The organism is Catonella massiliensis, assembly GCF_016651435.1.
Classification (GTDB): domain Bacteria; phylum Bacillota; class Clostridia; order Lachnospirales; family Lachnospiraceae; genus Catonella; species Catonella massiliensis.
This window is the reverse complement of record NZ_JAEPRJ010000001.1, coordinates 2,536,248-2,557,907: the sequence shown is the minus strand read 5'-3', so window position 1 is coordinate 2,557,907 and position 21,660 is coordinate 2,536,248. Positions and strand designations below refer to the sequence as shown.

The 21,660-nt window shown below is 36.1% G+C and carries 19 protein-coding genes; 17 read left to right on the top strand and 2 right to left on the bottom strand.

Features of this window, described 5'->3' with window-relative positions; all coding sequences use genetic code 11:
* Positions 1 to 241 precede the first annotated feature (241 nt).
* The gene (locus JJN12_RS11440; RefSeq protein WP_208429809.1) at positions 242 to 1,276 is read left to right on the top strand and encodes a M42 family metallopeptidase; all 1,035 of its coding nucleotides are present in this window, start codon (positions 242 to 244) and stop codon (positions 1,274 to 1,276) included.
* 197 nt (positions 1,277 to 1,473) lie between these two features.
* On the opposite strand, the gene JJN12_RS14650 is transcribed toward JJN12_RS11440, so the two are convergent.
* Both JJN12_RS14650 and JJN12_RS11430 read right to left on the bottom strand, forming a co-directional pair.
* The gene (locus JJN12_RS14650) at positions 1,474 to 2,199 is read right to left on the bottom strand and encodes a TVP38/TMEM64 family protein (RefSeq protein WP_334298341.1); all 726 of its coding nucleotides are present in this window, start codon (positions 2,197 to 2,199) and stop codon (positions 1,474 to 1,476) included.
* Between the two features lie 570 nt (positions 2,200 to 2,769).
* Complete coding sequence (locus JJN12_RS11430) at positions 2,770 to 3,555, bottom strand: YdjY domain-containing protein (RefSeq protein WP_208429808.1); 786 nt, start codon at positions 3,553 to 3,555, stop codon at positions 2,770 to 2,772.
* 351 nt (positions 3,556 to 3,906) lie between these two features.
* Here JJN12_RS11430 and JJN12_RS11425 point away from each other — a divergent pair, with 351 nt between their 5' ends.
* The 16 genes from JJN12_RS11425 to JJN12_RS11350 all read left to right on the top strand — a co-directional run bounded on the left by JJN12_RS11425 (position 3,907) and on the right by JJN12_RS11350 (position 21,622).
* Positions 3,907 to 4,638, top strand: a complete 732-nt coding sequence (locus JJN12_RS11425) for a TVP38/TMEM64 family protein (protein ID WP_208429807.1) — start codon at positions 3,907 to 3,909, stop codon at positions 4,636 to 4,638.
* Between the two features lie 88 nt (positions 4,639 to 4,726).
* Positions 4,727 to 5,704, top strand: a complete 978-nt coding sequence (locus tag JJN12_RS11420; RefSeq protein ID WP_208429806.1) for a (Fe-S)-binding protein — start codon at positions 4,727 to 4,729, stop codon at positions 5,702 to 5,704.
* Positions 5,705 to 5,805: 101 nt separating this feature from the next.
* On the top strand, positions 5,806 to 7,143 hold the full coding sequence (locus JJN12_RS11415) for a TIGR04283 family arsenosugar biosynthesis glycosyltransferase (protein ID WP_208429805.1): 1,338 nt from the start codon (positions 5,806 to 5,808) through the stop codon (positions 7,141 to 7,143).
* 1 nt (position 7,144) lies between these two features.
* Positions 7,145 to 8,176, top strand: a complete 1,032-nt coding sequence (locus JJN12_RS11410) for an aminoglycoside phosphotransferase family protein (protein ID WP_208429804.1) — start codon at positions 7,145 to 7,147, stop codon at positions 8,174 to 8,176.
* Between the two features lie 114 nt (positions 8,177 to 8,290).
* Entirely contained in the window at positions 8,291 to 9,601 is a 1,311-nt protein-coding gene (locus tag JJN12_RS11405) for an ABC transporter substrate-binding protein (protein ID WP_208429803.1), read from the top strand.
* The gene (locus JJN12_RS11400) at positions 9,598 to 10,473 is read left to right on the top strand and encodes an ABC transporter permease (RefSeq protein WP_208430393.1); all 876 of its coding nucleotides are present in this window, start codon (positions 9,598 to 9,600) and stop codon (positions 10,471 to 10,473) included. The genes JJN12_RS11405 and JJN12_RS11400 overlap by 4 nt, the downstream gene beginning before the upstream one ends.
* The gene (locus JJN12_RS11395) at positions 10,460 to 11,269 is read left to right on the top strand and encodes an ABC transporter permease (protein ID WP_208429802.1); all 810 of its coding nucleotides are present in this window, start codon (positions 10,460 to 10,462) and stop codon (positions 11,267 to 11,269) included. The genes JJN12_RS11400 and JJN12_RS11395 overlap by 14 nt, the downstream gene beginning before the upstream one ends.
* Positions 11,270 to 11,276: 7 nt before the next feature.
* Positions 11,277 to 12,314: an ABC transporter ATP-binding protein gene (locus tag JJN12_RS11390; RefSeq protein WP_208429801.1), complete on the top strand. Its 1,038-nt coding sequence runs from the start codon at positions 11,277 to 11,279 to the stop codon at positions 12,312 to 12,314.
* Positions 12,311 to 13,186, top strand: coding sequence for a nucleoside hydrolase (locus JJN12_RS11385; protein ID WP_208429800.1), 876 nt, complete (start codon positions 12,311 to 12,313; stop codon positions 13,184 to 13,186). Before JJN12_RS11390 ends, JJN12_RS11385 begins: the two co-directional genes overlap by 4 nt.
* Before the next feature lie 301 nt (positions 13,187 to 13,487).
* Positions 13,488 to 13,700, top strand: coding sequence for a hypothetical protein (locus tag JJN12_RS11380; RefSeq protein WP_208429799.1), 213 nt, complete (start codon positions 13,488 to 13,490; stop codon positions 13,698 to 13,700).
* A gap of 69 nt (positions 13,701 to 13,769) precedes the next feature.
* The gene (locus JJN12_RS11375; protein WP_208429798.1) at positions 13,770 to 15,002 is read left to right on the top strand and encodes a radical SAM protein; all 1,233 of its coding nucleotides are present in this window, start codon (positions 13,770 to 13,772) and stop codon (positions 15,000 to 15,002) included.
* Positions 14,995 to 15,978 (top strand): radical SAM/SPASM domain-containing protein, encoded by a 984-nt coding sequence (locus JJN12_RS11370; RefSeq protein ID WP_208429797.1) that lies wholly within the window; start codon positions 14,995 to 14,997, stop codon positions 15,976 to 15,978. Before JJN12_RS11375 ends, JJN12_RS11370 begins: the two co-directional genes overlap by 8 nt.
* A gap of 85 nt (positions 15,979 to 16,063) precedes the next feature.
* Positions 16,064 to 17,890 carry an ABC transporter permease gene (locus JJN12_RS11365; RefSeq protein ID WP_208429796.1) on the top strand — a complete coding sequence of 609 codons (1,827 nt, stop codon included), beginning with the start codon at positions 16,064 to 16,066 and terminating at the stop codon, positions 17,888 to 17,890.
* A complete protein-coding gene (locus JJN12_RS11360) occupies positions 17,890 to 18,747 on the top strand; it encodes an ABC transporter ATP-binding protein (protein ID WP_208429795.1) in 858 nt (285 codons plus the stop codon). The genes JJN12_RS11365 and JJN12_RS11360 overlap by 1 nt, the downstream gene beginning before the upstream one ends.
* A 159-nt stretch (positions 18,748 to 18,906) precedes the next feature.
* Positions 18,907 to 19,869, top strand: coding sequence for a S8/S53 family peptidase (locus tag JJN12_RS11355; protein WP_208429794.1), 963 nt, complete (start codon positions 18,907 to 18,909; stop codon positions 19,867 to 19,869).
* A complete protein-coding gene (locus JJN12_RS11350) occupies positions 19,862 to 21,622 on the top strand; it encodes an ABC transporter ATP-binding protein (protein WP_208429793.1) in 1,761 nt (586 codons plus the stop codon). The genes JJN12_RS11355 and JJN12_RS11350 overlap by 8 nt, the downstream gene beginning before the upstream one ends.
* Positions 21,623 to 21,660: the final 38 nt, after the last annotated feature.

Below are 21,660 nucleotides of genomic sequence, written 5' to 3'. Positions count from 1 at the left end.
TCATGGAATCAGTAAAGTCTATAGGTAAAAGTATGATGTATGGAATAAGTAAAGTCCATAGTTAAAGATGTGGTGTATAGAATAAGTAAAATCCAAACTAATGTGGAATTTACTTTTTCAAATAACAAGGGTTATGGCAAATATGTCATAGCCCTTGTTATTTATCCCCAAATGTGATAGATTATTTGTTGGAACATTGTATATTATTCACATAACAATCACATTTACGGAGGTTTACACTATGGAACTAAAGAAATATGAAGAGCTTCTTATAAGCAATATCAAGGCACTTATGAGTGTTGACAGTCCTTCGGGATTTACCCACAATGCTACAGAGCTTGTAAAGAAGATGGTAACTGACCTTGGCTATAAGTGTACTCAGAACAATCTGGGCAATGTAGTGGTTGAGGTTGAAGGAGAGGATGACAGTGAGCCACTTGGTATGTCTGCCCACCTCGATACCTTAGGGCTTATGGTCCGCTCCATTAAGGCTAACGGAGACCTTACCTTTACTGTAGTAGGCTCACCTGTCACACCTAGTCTTGACGGCGAATACTGCCGTATATACACAAGAGAAGGCAAGGTGTATGAGGGAACAGTTATATCTGAAACTCCAGCCAAGCACGTATTTAAGGATGCCAATACCCACCCAAGAGAAGCTGAAAATATGGTTATCCGTCTGGATGAGGTGGTTCGCTCCAAGGAAGATGTGGTGAAGCTTGGCATAGCCGCAGGAGACTTTGTCTGCTACGACCCTAAGACTACCTTTACTTCCTCAGGCTTCCTTAAGTCACGCTTTATAGATGATAAGGCCTGCGCAGGTATCTTCATTACTCTGCTTACCATATTTAAGGAGCTTGGCATTAAGCCAAAGCACAAGACCTATCTCTGCTTCTCAGTTCATGAGGAGATAGGCTACGGTGGTGCTACTCTTCCAAAGGACATGAAGGAGCTTTTGGTAGTGGATATGGGCTGTATAGGAGATGACCTTAACTGCAGGGAGACAGATGTATCCATCTGTGCAAAAGACAGCTCAGGTCCTTATGACTATGACATGACAACCAAGCTTGTAGAGCTTAGCAAAAAGCATAATCTCCCTTATGTTACCGACATCTATCCTATGTATTCCTCAGATGCCATCGCAGCCTGGAGGGCAGGACATGATGTGCGCTGCGCCCTTATAGGACCTGGTGTTGCAGCTTCTCATGGCATGGAGAGAACACACATACAGGGCCTTATGGCTACTGTAGAGCTGATTTTACATTATATTCAGTAAGACGGGATTTATAAGCCTAGACAAAGAAATAAAAGATGAGGGTGTCATATATTTTGATGCCCTCATTTTACAAGAAACTTTACATAGAAAGAAAAAACGGGCTGTCTACACCCCAGCAGACAGCCCGTTTGTATTGCAAATAACTTCTCTGATATTCTTATACACATCTAAAAGAGATATATTTATGGCATAAGTTTTTATTCTTCAGTAGGAAGCTCGATTCCTTTTTCCTTCTCTACCTTGTGCTTATCGTTATAGATTTTCTTGATTATACCGATTACGATTGAAAGTGCAAAGAGTGAAAGGAGGCCTACGAAAAGCTTCTGTGCTCCACCTGAAAGTGTACCGCCTACATAAGAATAAACGATGGTTGCAGGAAGCTGGCCTATACCTGTAGCAATAAAGAAAGACCAGAAGCCCATATTGGTAAGACCTGCGCCGTAGCTTACAAAGTCAAATGATACGAAAGGAAGGAGACGGCAGATTAAGATTGCATATTTTCCATATCTTTCAAAGAATACGTCTACGCTTTCCATAGCACCCTTGCTGGTAAGTTTCTCTACTACATCTCTACCAAGTGCTCTTGCAAGGAAGAAGCAGAGAGCTGCACCTACCATTGCTGAAGACCAGGAGAGAACCGCACCCCATACCCAGCCGAAGATGGCTGCATTTGAAAGGGTGATGAGGAAGGCAGGGATAGGAGCCGCTATTGACTGAAGTATCATAAGTATGAATGAAACTACAGCGGTAAGAGGACCAAATGACTTAAGATACTCTATAACTACAGTTGTATCAAGCTTTGATATGGTAGCAAAAGCAGTATTGAGATTATTTCTAAAGTCTGCAAAAGCAAAGTAAACGATGAAGAAGATTACAATGCCTGCAAGCGCAATATATCTAAGTTTCTTTCTCTTACTCTTGATTTCACGAATTTCTTCTTCGCTCTTTTCTTCTCTGAGGTCACTAAGCTTAGCCTCTTTTTCTTTGATTTCCTTAAGCTCTGCTTTGGTATATATCTTCTGATATTTACCGAGTGTAAGGGTTATGTAGATATTTATGATATTTACAACTACGACAAAGATGATGAAAGGCACCTTCATTGCGTTAACTGATACGTTTGGTGGTAAACTAAGCGCTTCTTTAGTTAAGTAAAGGATATTTGGTATCTTACCAAATATAAGTGCCATCACGATAAGAATACCTTCATAGATGAAGAAAAGGTATTTTGTTGTGATATTGTTGAATGCAATACCAAGCATGATGCCGAAGGCAACAGGTATGTACATAACCAAAGCAAGGTTAATCATCATCTGGTAGCTATTACTAAGTGAAAATAAGATACCGAGGATGTAAGCTATAGGTAAGCACATAGTAGCGTTGTAAAATATGGCTCTTAACTTTCTCACAATGTCCTCCTTTTAGGAAAGAAGCCACAGGCATGCAGTTTAGTGCAAAAGGCTAAATTGGCTCTGCCTGTGGCATTGGTTATTAAATTACTTCTCGAGTGTGTACTTAACAGCTACATAAGTTCCATCTTCAGGAAGAATATCAGCATTACCGGTAAAGCCAACCTCTCCTCTGGTCTCAACGGCGCCATATGTATAAGTAGTATTTGAAACGATACCTACAGGACAAGAATCAAGGCAGGATAAGCAGCCTGTGTTCTTAGCTTCTGCAGTCTTGCGGTTTCCGCCAAATCTCATCTCAATAGGCTTCTTGTTGCTGTCGATAATTACTTCGTTGTAGTCATAGTACTTACCTGCACCGTTCCAGGTAACTTCACACTTGATAGGATCTCCCTCAACGTGAGTGGTTTCCTTATTGTCTACAGTCATGTTGCCGCCTTCTTTTGCACCGATTGCAATGAGTGCATCATAGAAATCAAGGGCAGTGCCATAAGCTGTGAATATTGACTTTGTACCGTTACTGCCATCCTTAAATACGGATGCGTGTCTGGTTGGCTGTGTAAAGTACTGACCGTTTACACTACATAAAACGGTAACTGTCTTAGCTTCCTTGTCAATCTTAATTGGGTTAGCAAGAGATACGCCATCTACTTCATCAGCAGCGGCGTTAGAAGCTGTGCTTTTTGCAGCACTTGCTGTACTTGAAGCCTTGCTTGAAGCAGCAGTGCTTGTTGTAGAAGCAGCAGTGCTTGAAGCCTTAGCTGAAGCAGTAGTGCTTGAAGTCTTGTTTGCACTAGACTGTCCGCCACAACCTACAGTAAGTGCCATGGTTGCACAAAGAAGTGCAGCGATTAAAGTTCTTTTTGTTTTCATTTTCTTTCCTCCGTTCTTTTAGGTAAATAATGGCTTTATAATGACTACAAAGCCTACACATCTAGTGGATTATAACATACCTTAAGAGAAAATACAAAAAAAATCTTATTGTATTTTCTGATAAATGCATACAATTATAGAGAAAATCTATTTGAATAATAATATAGCTGCGTGTAAAATGAAAGGAATGTCTGTAGATATCTCTTATTATATACAAGATTACGAGATATTTTGGGCAAAAAACAGATAAGGAGAAAGAAAAGACGAGATACTATTACTTAAATGGGATAGTATATGTGATTGTTGGAATTTTGATTATTATAACCCTGATAGTGAATTTGAGAGGAAAAAATGAAACTAAATAAATCTACAAAAAAGATAATTATATTTGTACTTATTATTGCTGTAGTTGTGATAGCTAATCATTTCTTAGGGCTGTCTTCTTACCTTAAGATGGATAAGCTGATGGAGCTTAAGACAGTGGTTGCTGACAACTTTCTACTGGCGGCTGTTATCTATGTGGCCGCCACCGTTGCAGGCAGCGTTCTTCTTGCCCTTCCGGGGGTGAGCTTTGCGATAGCTGCAGGCATACTCTTTGACGCATTCTGGGGTACCTTGCTTTGTACCCTGGCAGCGAGCATTGGTGCAATAGTAGCATTTATAGCGGGAAGGTTCTTTCTTAGAGACCAGATTAAGCCTATGGCTATGAAGAATAAGTATCTTAAAAAGTATCTTTTTGATGATATGAAGAAGAACGGAGTCTTTGTACTTATGATAACAAGGCTTGTGCCACTCTTTCCTTTCAATCTTCAGAACTTTGCATACGGAATCACTGATATAAAGCTATCCACCTATTCTATATTTACTTTTATCTTCATCCTCCCGGGTACTGCTATGTATACGGTGGGAACAGCAGGCTTTGCTGACAGTAAGAACAGGGTATTATACATAGGGATAGCGATAGCTCTTGCAGTGGTGGTCTTCCTTACAGCCTACCTCTTTAGGAAGTTTGTGGTAGATAAGGAGATGCCGAAGGAAATTTCTGAAGAAAACAAGGAAAGCTCTGAGAAAAAGTCTGAATAAGATGAATCTATAGATGAATTAAGAGAATCGTCTGGAATTTCTAAACACATATAGATGAATAATAATTTGAGTTAAATTGGAGAATAATATGGGTAAAATCAAGCATACAGATGCAAGTAAATGTATAAACTGCCACCTTTGTACCAAGCACTGTTCATTCCTCACTAAGTATGGTATTACTATAGGGGATGTGGACAGGCTTAGAGAGTTAAAATACAGCTGCTTCCTCTGCGGCGAATGTACAAGAGTCTGTCCGAAGGACATAGATGGAAGGCAGATTATCCTTGATATGAGGACTGATGAAGTAAAAGAAGGTAAGTACGGTCTCAAGCAAAAGGGCTACGGGGCATTACTTTTTGAGAAGAAGAACTATATATTTAAGAATTATAGAAAAGGAAAGTCAAAGAGCCTTTTATTTCCGGGATGTAACTTCCCATCTTACTTTCCAAAGACTATAGCCTACCTCTCAAAGCTCTTAAAGGATGTGGCGGACATAGATACTGTCTATGACTGCTGTGGCAAGCCTATAGCGGAGCTTGGTCTTGTAAAGGAAGAGAATAAGATAATAGACAGGATAAATGACTATATTAAAAGACATGGTATAGAGGAACTTATTTTGCTCTGCCCTAACTGCTACTATCACTTTGGTGATAGGCTTAATGTGAAGATTACCGTAATCTATGAAAAGCTCGCTGAACTCGGGCTTGGCAACAAGATAGATGTAAATGCCGACATCTTCCTTCCTTGCCCGGACAGGGAAAACAAAAAATGGATGGAGTATCTAAAGCCTTTCTTAAGCGGTGACTTAGACTTTGTAAAGGGTGTACAGTGCTGTGGAATGGGTGGATGCGCCATGGTAAAGGAAAGGGAGCTTTCAGATGATATGCCTAAGAAGCTAAAGGAACAGGGACATGAAGGGCTTATAAGTTACTGCGGTACCTGTGCAGGTACTCTTTCAGGCAGAGGCTGTTCTATGGACCATTTCCTTCCTCTAATCCTTGGAACGGGAGAGAAGGCGGATTATAAGAATTCCTGGACGAACAGGGCAAAGACCAAGTTTAAGTAAAATTATGGCAATGGAATTGTAATGCAATATGGTTGTAATTTACTCTCACCCCATGTTAGAATAAGAAGCAGCAGATATTGATGTAGAAGGGGGGCAGATAGATGAAGGCTTTTATTGTATTTACAAGGATTCCGCTGGAACATAAGACAAAGACCCGCCTGCTTCCCTACTATACGCCAAAGCAGTGCGTGGGGCTTCATATTGCTATGCTTAAAGACCTGGCGCGGACTCTAAATGGCCTGGATGCCTCTGTAAAGACCTATATCTACTATCTTCCTGAGGGAGATGTAAGTATTATTAAAAACATATTCGGTGATGATAAAACTTATAGAGAACAGAGGGGAGAGGACCTTGGAGATAAGATGTATAATGCTATATCTGAGGTTCTAGCTGAAGGGGCGGAGGCAGTGAGTCTTAGTGGAACAGATATCCCTTTGCTCTTAGCAGAGGATATAGAAAGCTCCTTTACATTCTTAGAGAATAATGACATAGTCCTATCTCCTACCGAGGATGGAGGCTATTACCTCGTGGGGATGAAGAAGGCCAATAAGGAAATATTTGATATAGAGGGCTATGGCACAGGCAGCGTATTTGAGAATACAAAGCAGAAGATAGAGGATATGGGGCTAAGCCTTGGGACAGGCAGAAGACTTAGAGACATAGATACTAAAGAGGATATAAAGGCTTATTATGGGATAATCAGGACAGATTTGGATTTTAGAAAAACTCATACTGCAATCTTTCTTAAAGAGAATAAAAGTATAGCAATAATCATTCCAACATATAATGAAGAAGAGACTATCGTAAGCCTTATGAACCAGCTTAAAGGGATAAAGGATAGATGTGAGATAGTCTTTGTGGACGGCGGAAGCACAGACAATACGGCAAAGCTGATTGAAGAGAGCAAGTTCAGGCTGCTTCATTCTAAGAAAGGCCGCAACAACCAAATGAACCTTGGGGCACTTAGCGTAGAGGCAGACATTTTATTCTTCTTACACTGTGACAGCACTCTACCGCCTAACCCACTAAAAGAAATCCTTGACCTTATGGAGGTATACAGAGCAGGCTGCTTTGGTATAGCCTTTAAGAGCCTTTCACCACTGATGTTTATCTGCAGGTATATAAGCAACCACAGGGTGTTTGACAGGAAGGTAATGTTTGGCGACCAGGGCATAGTCATAGACAGGGATTTATTTATGGAAATAGGTATGTATCCTGACTTACCTATAATGGAGGACTACCAGCTATCCCTTACCCTCAAGGAAAAGGGCATAAAGCTTGGTATGGCAAGACATAGAATATACACCAGTACAAGACGTTTTAAGGGAGGCCCCATAAGGAAGCTAAGGCTTATGTGGAAGATGAACCGTCTTAGGGCGAAGTACCGCAGGGGAGTAAATATAGAAGAAATTTCAGCAATGTATAAGGATGTGAGGTAAGATGGATTATACTACACTTATAAAACCGCTTGTAAAAAGCAAGAAATACAGGGAGGGGCTTGGACTTCCCGAAACCATAGAAGAAAAGTATGAGATGCTTGCCGCAGGTGAGTACAATGTGAACCTTAAATTTACTCATCCGGTATCAGGTAAGAAGCTGGTCCTTAGGATAAATCAGGGCTCGCAGATGCATCTTGAGAAGCAGATTGAATACGAGGCAAATACCTTGAAGCTCCTTGAGAACTCAGGAAGGACTCCGAAGCTTTACTATGTTGATGGCAGTAAAAGATACCTTGATAGCGGCATTCTCGTGATGGAGTACCTGCCGGGAGTGGCACTTGACTATACAAAGGACCTAAGGAAGGCAGCAGACATTCTTGTAGACATACACAGGCAGGACTTACCTGTTGATAACGGGCTCATCAGGACAGGCACAGGCTTTAGCTTTGTGCTTGATGAATGTGAGGAGATGTTTAGACACTATACAAGGAGCAGCTATCTTGATAAAGACATTCATAAAAGGATAAGGCATCTTTTGGATCAGGGCTGGGCTATGTCAAGGTCGGGTGAAATAAACTTTGATGGAATGTATAGATGTCTTATAAATACTGAGCTTAACTCGACCAACTTCTTAATAGGGGAAGATGGTAAGAACTACCTCATAGACTGGGAAAAGGCAGTGTACGGATTCCCTGCCCAGGATATAGGGCATTTCTTAGCGCCAACAAGCACGTTTTGGAAGACCGATATCATACTCACTAAGAAAGAGATAGATAACTTTATAACAAGGTACCTTGAAAGAGCGGAAAACTACTTTGATACACAAGGAATAAGAGAAGCTATTCGTGCTTTTATTAAGATAAACTGTCTCAGAGGGCTGACTTGGTGCGCAATGGCGTATGTACAGTATAAGGAAGCTGACAAGGAGATAATGAATAAAAGTACAAGGGAGAAGTTGTCCCAGTATCTGGAGGATGGCTTTATTAGAGGAATAGAAGCCTTATTTAATGAAGGAGAGCTGGAAGATATATAGTAAATATACTATATGTGATGCATTTATTTGTTTTATCTATTTGACTTTGTATGGATTACTATGTAAGATAATTGCGTTTAACCTATCAAAAGGCTATGTAAAAAGGAGGAATTAATGAAAAAGAAATTATTGGCAGGTATTTTATCACTGGCTATGGTTGTTTCACTTACAGCCTGTGGAGCAAAGAATGAGACTGCATCAAGCAAGGCAGTATCATCAGCTAAGAGCAGTGCAAGCGTGGCTTCCACAAAGAGCTCTGCATCTGCTGCTTCCACAGCTTCATCTAAGACTGAGGGAAGCGATTTTAACAAGCTTGTAGAGGCTGCAAAAGGTACTGAGGTAAGCTTCTATGGCTGGGGCGGAGATGATAAGCTAAATGCCTGGCTTGACGAGTACTTTGCTAAGAGACTCAAAGATAAGTATGACATTACCTTAAAGAGAGTTCCTATGGATATCGACAAGATACTTAGCCAGCTCTCAGGTGAGCTTCAGGCTGGTAAGAAGGACGGCGATATCGATATGATATGGATAAATGGAGAGAACTTCAAGACTGCAAAAGAGAATAACATGCTCTTTGGACCATTTGCAGAGACTCTTCCTAACTTTGAGGCTTATATCAACAAGGATGACAAAGAGACCTACTATGACTTTGCATTCCCTATAGACGGCTATGAAGCTCCTTACGGCAAGGCTCAGCTCGTATTCTTTAACGACAGCAAGATTACACCTGAGACTCCTAAGAATACAGATGAGCTTCTTGAATTCGCTAAGAAGTACAAGGGAAAAGTTACCTATGCGGCTCTTCCTGATTTCACAGCATCAGCCTTTGTAAGAAATGTTATTTACGATATAGTTGGCTACGAGCAGTTTGCTGATATGAAGGCAGATAAGGCTACAGTTAAGGCTGCAATAGAGCCGGCTCTAGAGTACCTTAGAAAGCTTAACCCATATCTCTGGCAGGAAGGAAAGACCTTCCCATCTGATAACCCTGCAGTTACAAAGATGTTTGCAGATGGTGAGCTTGTTATGGGAATGAGCTATTCAGCATTTGGAGTAGCTACCAATATTGAAAATGGTACATTTACAGATACAACAAGAACCTTCCAGTTTGACAAGGGAACTATCGGTAATACCAACTACATAGCAATTGCTTCTAACTCAGGCAATAGCGCAGGTGCACAGGTGGCTATCAACGAAATGATGGATCCTGAGGTTCAGGCAGACAGGTATAAGGTTCTTAGAACAATCCCTGTTGTTCAGTATGAGAAGCTTAATGACGAACAGAAGAAGGCTTTTGACAGCGTAGACATCGGCAAGGGTGTAATCAGCCAGGCAGAGCTCCTTTCAAAGAGACTTCCTGAGATGCCTGCAGGCCTTGTTCCAATCATCGAGGAAATCTGGAATGAAGAAGTGGTAGGAAAATAATGAAAAAACTGACACCATATTTACTTTTGGTGCCTCAGCTTATACTTGGAACAGTATTTATAACAGGAATCGTAATCGGAATTACTCAGAGCCTTGGGGTAATTCCGATTTTTAAGTTATATACTCCGACACTTATGTACTATAAGGAAATACTGGGAAGAGAGGCAAGCATACAGGCATTTATCTATAGCTTTAAGATAGCGGGAGTATCGGCGGTTTTGTCCATCCTCATAGGGATATTTATGTGCTATGTGCTTATAAGTACGAAGCGAAACGGACTAATAAACGCCATAGTTAAGCTCCCTATAATAGTTCCACACACCATAGTTGCACTTATGATAGTAAATGTAATGTCGCAGAATGGTCTTCTTGCGAGGATGTTATTTCATTTAAACATCATAAGCGACCAGAGCCAGTTCCCCCTACTTATAAATGATGCGGGAGGAGTGGGTGTAATCCTTGCATATATATGGAAGGAGGCTCCCTTTGTCATTTACTTTGTCATAACTCTTATGGCGGCAATCAGCAGCAACCTCGGAGAGGCAGCTATAAACCTCGGTGCAAGCAGGCTTACAGCATTTATTAAGGTCAGCCTTCCGCTTTGTATTGGCAATATCCTAAGTGCCTTCCTCATCATATTCGTATATGCCCTTGGAGCCTATGAGCTTCCACAAATCTTAGGGGCTACACAGCCAAAGGCACTGCCAATACTTAGCTATATAGAGTTTCAAAAGCCTGACCTTAGGCTCCGCCCTTATGCAATGGCTTATAATGGCGTGCTTACCGTAATCTCAGTATTTGCTGCCATTGTTTACTTCAGACTGATGAAGAAGAGCAGTGAGAAGTTTGGAGGGGCAAATGAAAAGAAATAATATATTTGGAAAGATTATAGTAATAATATTTTCACTAGTAGTCATCCTCCCAATTCTTCCACTTTTTATGTGGGTATTTACGGAAAGATTTACCTGGCCTTCACTCTTTCCTCAGGCTTTTTCACTAAGAGCTATAAATAGTCTTATAAGGATGAATTCCGAGCTGATGAAGACCTTTGCTTTAAGCATAGTGCTATCTCTAACTGTGGCAGCGGTTTCCGTTGTTATAGGGCTTATGACTGCAAGGGCACTTAGCTTCTACGAATTCAGACTTAAGGGAGTGGTTAGCTTCTTGGTTATGTTTCCTTTTCTTGTACCCACCACGGTATTTGCAATGGGTATACAGGTAACCCTGCTTAGAGTTGGACTTGCAGGTAATGTATGGGGAGTAATTCTCTGCCATGTGATTTACTCAGCTCCCTACGCAACAAGGCTTATAGAAGAGGGCACAAGGGCATTGTCTCTTAAGCTTGAAGAACAGGCCAGGGTGCTTGGCTGCTCCCCTGTAAAGGCATTTTTTAAGGTAAGTCTTCCAAATCTCACTCCTGTCATCCTATCAGCCTTTACCATGGCATACCTCATTTCCTTTAGCCAGTACTTTTTAACTCTCCTAATAGGAGGTGGAAATGTCAATACCTTTGCGGTAATTATGGTGCCTTACATTCAGGGCGGGGAGAGAAACTTTGCCAGCATATACAGTCTGGTATTTATGATAGTGACGATAGTAATATTTGCGGGCTTTGACAGACTGGCAAAGCTCTTCCTTAAAAATGCGGAAATAGAGTATCACAGGTAGGTGAAATATGAGTTTAAGTGTAAAAGGATTGAATGTAAGTTATGGGAAAAACCACATACTTAAGGATATCAACCTTGAGATAGAAAGTGGTGAATTTGTCTCCATACTTGGAAAAAGCGGCTGTGGCAAGACCACCCTTATAAAGAGTATAGCAGGGCTTTTAGAAACTGATAACGGAGATATAGGCATCTTTGATAAGAATGTAGCAGGACTTCCACCTGAAAAAAGGCAGACGGTGATAGTATTTCAGGACTTAAGGCTCTTTCCTCATATGAATGTAGAGGATAATATTGCCTTTGCCATGAAGCTTAAGAAGATGGACAAGGCAGTAATCAAAGAAAAGGTAGAGAAGCTTTTAGACCAGGTTAGGCTCTCAGGATATGAGAAAAGAAAGGTGAGCAGGCTCTCTGGAGGACAGATGCAGAGAGTGGCACTTGCAAGGGCGCTTGGAGCCGAGCCTAAGCTCCTCCTCTTAGATGAGCCATTTGCAAGCCTTGATGAAGACCTCAGAAAGGAAATGGGAGAGCTTGTAAGGAGGCTTCACAGGGAAAATGGCATAACAACTGTGATGATAACCCATGACAAAGAAGAGGCTATGGCGCTATCTGACAGGCTTGCCCTTATGGAAGAAGGGAGAATACTTGCCTTTGACAGTCCTGAGAGGCTGTATAACAGTCCTAAAGATGAGAAAATTGCAGCTATGTTAGGCGATGTTAACCTCTTTTGCGGCAAGGTGGAAGGAAACACCTTTACATCTGATATAATTAGTTTTAAAACTGATAAAAAGCCGGGGAAATATAAACTCCTTCTTCGTCCAAGCGAATTAGATGTGGATAACAAGGGAGAATTGGGGATAAAGGTCAGCTTAAAGCAGATATCTTTTGGGGGAGAGATTACCGAGCTGATACTTGAGGCAGAAGAAAATGAATACAAGGTAAGGCTTCCTTACGGAGAATTTACCAAAGCAGAGATTAAAAACGGCGATGAACTAAGGCTTATAAGCAGGAAGAACAATGATTTTATACTTTTGGAGGAAGAGGGATGAAAAAAATAATATTTGACTGCGACAATACTATAGGTGTAGAAAACTGTGATGTGGATGATGGCTTAACTCTTCTTTATCTATTGGGATGCAAAGATGTTGAAATCTTAGGAATTACAAACTGCTTTGGCAATAACGAGACTGAAACGGTATATGCCAACACACTTAGCTTTCTTAAGGAGATAGGAAGAAGTGATATCAAGGTGTATAAGGGAGGACTGACGGCAGAGGACTATGAAAACGAAGCAACTGATTTTATAGTAGATACGCTTAATAAAGAAGAAGAGGTACATATACTTGCAACAGGCTCTCTTACTAATATTGCAGGAGCTCTTGTGAAGGATGAGGCGGCTTTTAACAAGGTAAAATCCATCACCCTTATGGGAGGAATAACCTCTCCTTTAGTCGTAGGTGGACTTACAATCAATGAGTTAAATTTCTCTGTGGATTATGAGGCTACATTCAAGGTATTAACTTCTGGAGTGCCTATCAGCATAGCTACAGGAAACAACTGCCTAAAGGTAATATTTGAGGTGGAAAAATTCAAGGAGAACCTGCTTTCTTTTGGTACTGAGACAGGCAAGTACATAGTTGATAAGACCAATTACTGGTTTGAGAGAAATGAAAAGAAATACGGTATTAAGGCCTTTTGTAACTGGGATGTAACTGCCGGTTCATACCTTGTGAGTCCCAACAATTTCACTGATGACATAGCTTATTACAAGCTCTCCAAAGAAGACCTTAAGACAGGCTTTCTTAGAAAGAGTGAAGAAGGAGACCATAACTCTGTGTTAAATCTTCCTCAGATAACTAATGAGGAAGGCTTTGTAAGAGAGGTGTACAGAGGATTTAAAGAGGCGGATATAAAGTTATAGAAGCCTGAATAGAATGTAAACAGCTTTTGATGCCCATATCATTTAATAAAGGATATATAAAAGCTCCCACAGTCAACTGATTGTGGGAGTTTAATGCATCTAATTGGGAAATTTTTATGGTTCTGCTGATATTTATTTGACTGGATTTCCAAGGTAAGTGCAACACAATGTTGCATTTAAGTTAAAAAACTACACACAAGTACTTGACACAAACTTAATAAATAGACAATTGAAATAATTTAAGAAAAGATGTACAATGATATTGCGTAAGAAATATACAAATTAGAGGAAAGGTGATAATATGAAGCAAATAAAAATTGATAGTAATTTTATAAAATATGACGAACAAGAAGTTGAAGCTCAAAGCTGTATGGATGATTGTGTAGAGGTAAAATATTCTAAGCAGGCATCTGGTAGAAAATCTGGTGTGGTTGGTGGCCCCGCAATAACTGCGTGTACATGTTCAGAAGTACAGCATACACAAAAAACTGCTAAGGGCAACCCGTTTTTCTAAATTAGTTTTAATAGAAGTGCAAGGGAATTTAATATTTCTTACGCGTTTATTTGCTTCTCAGACTACTATATGAAATATTGTGAAGATATACGAATTGTTTCGGAAAATGGATATGTTGTTTTAAATAATCCTCATAACGGATGTTGGATAAAACTAACAGAAGAGTGTTTTAACTATGTTAATAATTATATAAATACTGAAAGTGAACATGAGGATTTTATTAATCAGTTTGATTTGGATAGCAGAATTTATATTGAAGATATATTAAATAAATTGAAAAAGCTGGAATTGATAGATTATAATAATAAAAATGAGTTAGTAAGTGTAGATATTGCCATAACAGCTTTGTGTAATTTAAAATGTCTTCATTGTGCAAATTCAGTAATGGAATTTGCAGGAGAGCCATCAACCGAAGAATTAAAAAGTGTTTTTCAGATTTTGTCAAAAATAGGAGTTAAAACAATCTGCATAACAGGGGGAGAGCCACTCGTTAGAAAAGACTTTTTTGAATTGACTGAATTTGCAAGAGAAAGATTTGATAAATTATGCTTGATGAGTAATGCTACATTAATTAATGAGGATAATGCAATATTTTTGGCTGATAATTATGATGATATAAGCATAAGCATAGATGGTTATGATAAGAAAACCTGTGAAGCGATTAGAGGAGTGAATGTTTTTGATAAAATTGATAAAGCAATACGATTGTTGAAAAATGCAGGTATGGATAAAATATCGGTTTCATCAGTAATAACATCAATTAATAGAAATGGAGAATCTGCATTTTATGAACTAAATGAAAAGTGGGGGACTGTGCCAATACTTAGAAGATTTGCTCCAGTTGGAAGAGGGAGAGACAATGATGAGAAATTATTTAAAGAAATGTTTATAGAAGACCTTAATGGAAGGAGTATAAATTATAAAAAAACTGAAGTAAATTGGGGATTTTTACCTCAATATAGAACAACTATCTGTGATGCGTTTATGAGCAATATTTATATTGGTAGTGATTTATGTATATATCCGTGTGGAGCTTTGAATTTACAAGAGTTTAAAGGGGATAATATTTTAAAAATTGACAATTTCTATAATTATATGAGAAATAAAGGATACCGTGAAACGAGTGGATATAATAATTATAAATCAATAATGCCAGATAGAGCACCATATTGCAGTGGTTGTAAAGTATATATGTTTTGCAATACTTGTCCAGCGTATATGTATTTATATAATAAATATGGGTACTTGGAAGCTTACTGTAAATCTAGAAAAACAATATTGGAGAAAAAGATATATGGCTAAAATGTCTGTTTCATTGTGGGTTGCAGAAGATTGTAATATGAGATGTAGATATTGTTATGAAGGGGATAAAAATGCTGCATTTATGAAAGAAAGTACAGCTATAGAAGTTTACAAATTTCTTAGAAGTACATTTGCTATCAATGGAGTGCAGGAATGTTTGGTTAGGTTTCATGGAGGAGAACCTTTGCTGAATTATAAGGTGATTTCTTTATTAATTGATAAGTTTAATACAATTGAAGGGATAAGATTTACATATTCAATTACAACAAATGGAACACTATATGGGAGAAATATATTAAATCTATTAAGAAAAATAGATGATATCAGTATTAGTATAGATGGGAAACCATTAGTTCATAATTCAATGAGAATATTTAAAAATGGTATAGGTTCATATTCAACTGTTAGCTCAAATATAAAAAAAATGATTAAGGATGGATTAAAGATTACTGGGCGAGTTACTGTTTCATTAGATAGTGTATGCGTATTATTTGAAAATATTATGCATCTTTGGGATTTAGGATTTAAGCATATATTTTGTTATATTGATTATTGGAACTACTATTGGACAAAAGCTGATTTATCTATTTATTCGATACAAATAAAAAAATGTGAGGAATATATAAAGGACAAGAATGAATATTCTATTTGTAGTTCTATTTCTATAACAGACTCAGATAAAGGAGTATGTTTAGGTGGAATTTACAATAGGGTAATTGATTATGAAGGGAATATCTATCCTTGCATTGCGGTACATGGCAACAATAAGTTCATTATCGGTTCTATATTTACAGGTATTGACTTAGATTGGGAAAAGAGATTGGAAGAATTTAATCGAAATGTAAGTGAGGAGTGTATAGATTGTAAGAATAACTTAAGATGTATCGCAAGAAGGTGTGTATTTTTTAGATATGCCTTTGATAACAAGAAGTTAATTTATAATTTGTGCAATTTACAAAAATTTTTAGATGACTGATATTATGATTAAAAATTGGCAATGGTTAATTAGAAAAATTATACTTAAGATATGATGAATTTATATTAAATAAAAGAGGTGAGGTATGTTTTGGATTGAAATGAAGAAGAATACATTTTCAACCGCATTTTTGGTGGCTATAATTTTGATGTTAGGATTTACGTTTATATCGATTTCCCCTGAAGTGGAATATTATTACAGCAAGCCATTAAGTCCGGGAGAGTTTATTTATTTTAAATTAAAGGAAGATATAAGACATAGTAGCATGGTTGTTTATGGTGGGGAGGAAGGCAATGGAATCCCGGTTGATTTGAATATTACCGATGAAATAAGAGCAAATTTAAAAAAAATAATAATAGAAATAAACCCCATGTATGACGAGAAAGAAAAAATGTCTAATGTTAAAATAAAATTAACTGACAATAAAGTTTTAGAATTAATAAATAACTTCGAAAAAACAATAGGATACAGAACAAACTATCATTATGGGGAGAAATCAGGACTTTATAGTGTTTATAGACACAAAAGATTTGGGATAAATAGAACGCATGAGGATAATCGCAATACAATAGAAGAGGAAACGAATGATTTCAATTATTCATTAAGGATAGGCTTATCAGAAGGATATGCGAGGTATTTTATGAATTATTTAGGAATATTGGCTGGACTTATTTCAGCAGTCATATCAGCTACAATTTTCATAAAAGACAGGCAAAATCATGTTACAGAAATGTTATATGTTTCAAATAGTAAAAGCTCTAAAATTGTATTTACTAGAATTATTTCTGTAGTTATGCCTATTAGTTCTATTACATTACTTATCTCAATTGCTGGAGCTATATATTTTCATTATGAACTGGGAACATATGGTTACCACATTTCTTATATCCCATTCATAAAATATTGGCTTATTTGGATTGTACCTACAATACTGATTATGGTCGCATTATCAGTTTTTTTAGATATCTGGCTCAATAATGTATTTATTGTAATTGGAACGCAGTTTATTATATGGTTATTGTCAATAGCTACATTTATTGGAAATTATGAATTTTGGAGAGTTATAATAAGATTCAGTTCATTTGGGATAGACAATTATTATGACAGTGTAAAAAATGAAATATATATAAATCGGATTTTTATGTTGTTTTTATCGATTATAGTTATAATTATTTCTATAATTATATTTGACAGAAATAGAAGGGGGAGAACGCATGAGAAGAAGATGAATAAGATAAAAAATTTCCTTAATAGTAATTTAAATATAAACGAATCTAAGGATTTGCAATGTAAAAGTAGAAATTTTTTAGCTTATCAATTTAAATTCGCATTTCGTGGCAATATATTAATTAGTCTATTATTCTTGTTATTATTGCTTGTAAGGTTCATGAACAGAGATATGAACGAATACGATGTAAAAACAACTGGTGAAAACATAATTATATTTTTTTCTATGTTCATACTGTTACCAATGTGCAATATAGAAAATAAAAATAATGTTGCCGAGTTCACCTATACTTGTAAAATATCATACATTAGAATATTTTTTACAAGATTCATAATAGGAATTATGATTACGTTAAGTTTTATAATATTTTCGCTATATCTTATGTCTGCCATGAATAATATAAATTTTGGATGGTGGTTTTTGTCGATTTGTATAAGTTCTGTATATCTGGGATTATTTGGAGTGATATTTTCGGAGATATCTGGTAGGGATTTAGCGGGATACATTGCTTACTTGGGGTATTATTTGTTTTGTGCAATAGGGAAAAAAAATTTAGCGTTACTAAATGTATGCTGTTACACTAACGAACTTAGATATTCCGTAATAAGCTTGATAGCTGGCATTTATATAATGCTAGTGATACTGTTCTTTATAATAAAAGGAAAGGAGTTAGGTAAAGGATAATGGAAATAAAAGTAAAAGGACTTTGTAAGGGTTATGAAGATAAGATAGCTCTTAACGAACTCAGCTTTCATATAGAGGAAGGAATGTATGGGCTGCTAGGTGCCAATGGTGCTGGAAAAACAACACTTATAAGAATATTGGCTGGAATTCTTGAAAAAGATGCAGGAGAGATTTCATACGGAGGAGAAAAGATAAAGGATATTAATGAAATAAGACACAGAATAGGCTACATACCCCAAAAATTTTCGTTTTATCCCAATATGACTGTATTTGAGATTATGGATTATTTTTCAGAACTTAATGAAGTAAAAAAAAATAAAGAAAATATAATTAAAAATTTGCTTGAATTAGTTCATCTTGAAGAATGTAAAATGATGAAAACAAAAGCACTTTCAGGGGGGATGAAACAAAGGTTGGGAATAGCAGTTTCACTTATAGGCAACCCGGATTTACTCTTAGTAGATGAGCCGACAGTAGGCTTAGACCCTATGGAACGGATACATTTTAGCAATGTGCTTACTACATTTTCAAGAGATAGGACGATAATCATTTCATCACATATAGTTTCAGATATTGAATCTACCTGCAAAAGATTACTTATACTTGATAACGGAAGAAATGTATATGATGGAACTAAAGATGAGCTTATGAGGAGATGTAAAGGTAGTGTGTGGGAATTAAAAATAAGTGAGGATGACTCAATAAAGTTTGAGAAAGAGTATCTTGTATCAAAGAAAGATTTATTGGAAGATGGCGTGAGGCTAAGAGTTTTATCAAAAGAGAAGCCGATAGAATCAGCATATGAAGTTATGCCAACACTCAATGACTCGTATTTATTTTTGGTGAATAAAGAGTGAAAAATAAAGTATATTTTTGGACACACTTATATAAGGGGTCACAAGACCACAACATCATTCTGTGACTAAATAAACTTGGTTTACTACCAATGATAAGAAGACGAGCTCAATGCCCCGCTTGTTTGTACATTGAGCTAAGCGAAAGGAATGTTCATAATTATGAAGATTGCAATAATTGACAGTGGAATTGATAGTAGAATTGAATCTAATAGTATAATATCTAAGAGGAATTATACTAGTGAAACGATTAACGATAAGCTAGGACATGGTACAAATATGTATCGGATAATATCTGAGAGATGTAAAAGTGCAGATTATATAATATGTAAAGTATTAAATGATATTGGCACTTCTACAATAGATCAATGTTGTCATGCTTTATCAGATTTGATTGATGATGATGTCGACATTGTCTGTATGCCAGTTGCTATAAGAAATATAGTTTCATATGATAAAGTAAAAACAATAATAAAGTTATGTGATAAACTCGTAGAAAGAGGTAAAGTAATTATATGTTCATATAGTAATAGAGACTGTGAATCATATCCAGCAAAACTAGATAATGTGATAGGTATTTTTGGAGGTTTTTTTCAGACGGAAAATGAATTTTGGTATTATGTAGAAAAGAAAAATATAGTAGTTGACTTTAGCCCACAATGTGTAAGGAGTATAGGAGGAAGAAGAGAATTTTTTTCGGGTAATAGTAAGGCCTGTGCTGTGGCAACTGCAATGTTAAGTAATAATGTATCTGACATAAAAAAAATATATGAGTATTTAATGTATAATGCTTATAAAAAAGAATGGAATACAGAAGATATAAATAGAAATTTTAATACTATACTAGATGGGAATTATAACACAGAAATTAAAATTAAAATAAATAAAGCCGAATTCAAAACATTTTGCAAAAATAAATTATCAAAATATATTGATGATAATTTTTTTGAAAATAAAATCATGGTTGTTCCACATTATTATGACAGAATTTATCATTTGGAAGATATCCTGTCACTAATGGAGAATTACTACAGAATATCTATACACTCCGATATGGTGGATGCAAAGGACTTTATAAATTTTGAGCAATTATTTATAGCTATAAATAGGTGGTTAAATGATTAATAATATTATGAATTTTATAGGTAGCATATTATTTAGCTTTAAGACCTTGAAAAAGGTATCATTTATGTATTCATTTATAAAGAATATAAGCAATATATTATTGCCCATTATTGCAATATTTATGACATATTTAGTAAAGGACATTGTTGATAAACTTGCATCCAAAGACATAGGGGATTTAGCCTCGATAACAGTCTGTGTTTTAATATACTGTACACTTAAAATAATTATTGGATTCTTAAATGGATGTATAGAGTATTCGACAGAGATGGAAAGTAATAAATTAAGAAGGAATATGGGCGAAGACACAATAAAAAAATCCTTAGAGCTTGATATAGAATGGTATGATAATGCAACGTTGTATGATGAATTACAATATGTGCAGTATAATTATAATTCAATTGCAAATTTAACAAATGGAATTATTGAAATATTTTCTTCGATAATATCACTAGCAGTCATATGTATTATTGCACTTGATAAGTTATGGATTTATACAATAATTATGATAATTTCTTGTATACCATCTGGAATTGCGAAGTTTAGTTTTACAAAAAAAATCTATAAATTCAATATTGATAGACTATCAGAAGAAAGAAAAGTAGACTATATTGTTTCACTTGTTACAGACAAAAATTATGCACAAGATTTTAGACAATACCCAATTAAATCATTGCTATTATCAAAATATAGAATAATATGTGAATTAATGTTTGGGGAGAGAAGAAAAATACTATTTAAAAAACTAATTGTTTCTAGCATAAGCTTACTATTGCCAGAGATTGTTTTGCTAGGGATTATTTTGAGTGTAATTTTTAAAATATCAAGAAATGAAATGACAGTTGGAGATTTTTCATTATATGTGGGATTAATGTCGCAGCTTTGTGGCAATATGTCGAGGGTTGTATATAGCATTGATGGTATAATTGAAGACAGTAACAAAGTAAGTTTTTATAAACAATTTATAAATAAAAAAAATAATGTTAATGATGGATTTAGGCATATCAAAGATATTAAAACTATAGAGTTAAAGAAAATATCATTTAAATACCCATTTACAGAAAATTATATATTTAAGAATTTAAGTTTGCATATTAACAGTGGAGATAAGATTGCTATAGTAGGCGAAAACGGAGCTGGAAAATCAACAATGATAAAGTTGTTGCTGAGATTTTATGATGTTGACGAAGGTGAAATTGTAATTAATGGATTTAATATAAAAGATTATGTAGTTGAAGAATTGAGAAGTTGTATTGGTATATATTTTCAAAATAACAATAATTATGCATTCAAAATAATAGAAAATATAACATTAAGAGAAAGTACAGATATTAATTCGAGTAATGTAGTTGAAGCCCTGAAGTTAAGCGGACTTAATAAAGTTATAAAGAATAAAAAAATTAATTTATCTTCATATAATACTAAGTTATTTAATAAAGATGGAGTAGAATTATCAGGAGGAGAAAATCAAAAGTTATCACTGGCAAGAACAATATACATGAATAAGAAGTTATTGATTTTCGACGAACCATCGGCTTTTTTAGATGCAAAGTCTGAGTATGAATTTTTTAAGGATATAAGAAATAAATACAAAGATAGAACTTTAATTTATATTTCACATAGACTAACTAATATAGTAAAATCAGATCGGATTGTTGTTATTAAAAATGGAGAAGTTATAGAAGAGGGATTTTTTGACGAACTTATGAACAATAAAGGGGTATTCTATGAGTATTATAGATTATACAAGTAAATATTGTTTTTTATAAAATTACACTTCTAAGAAATAAT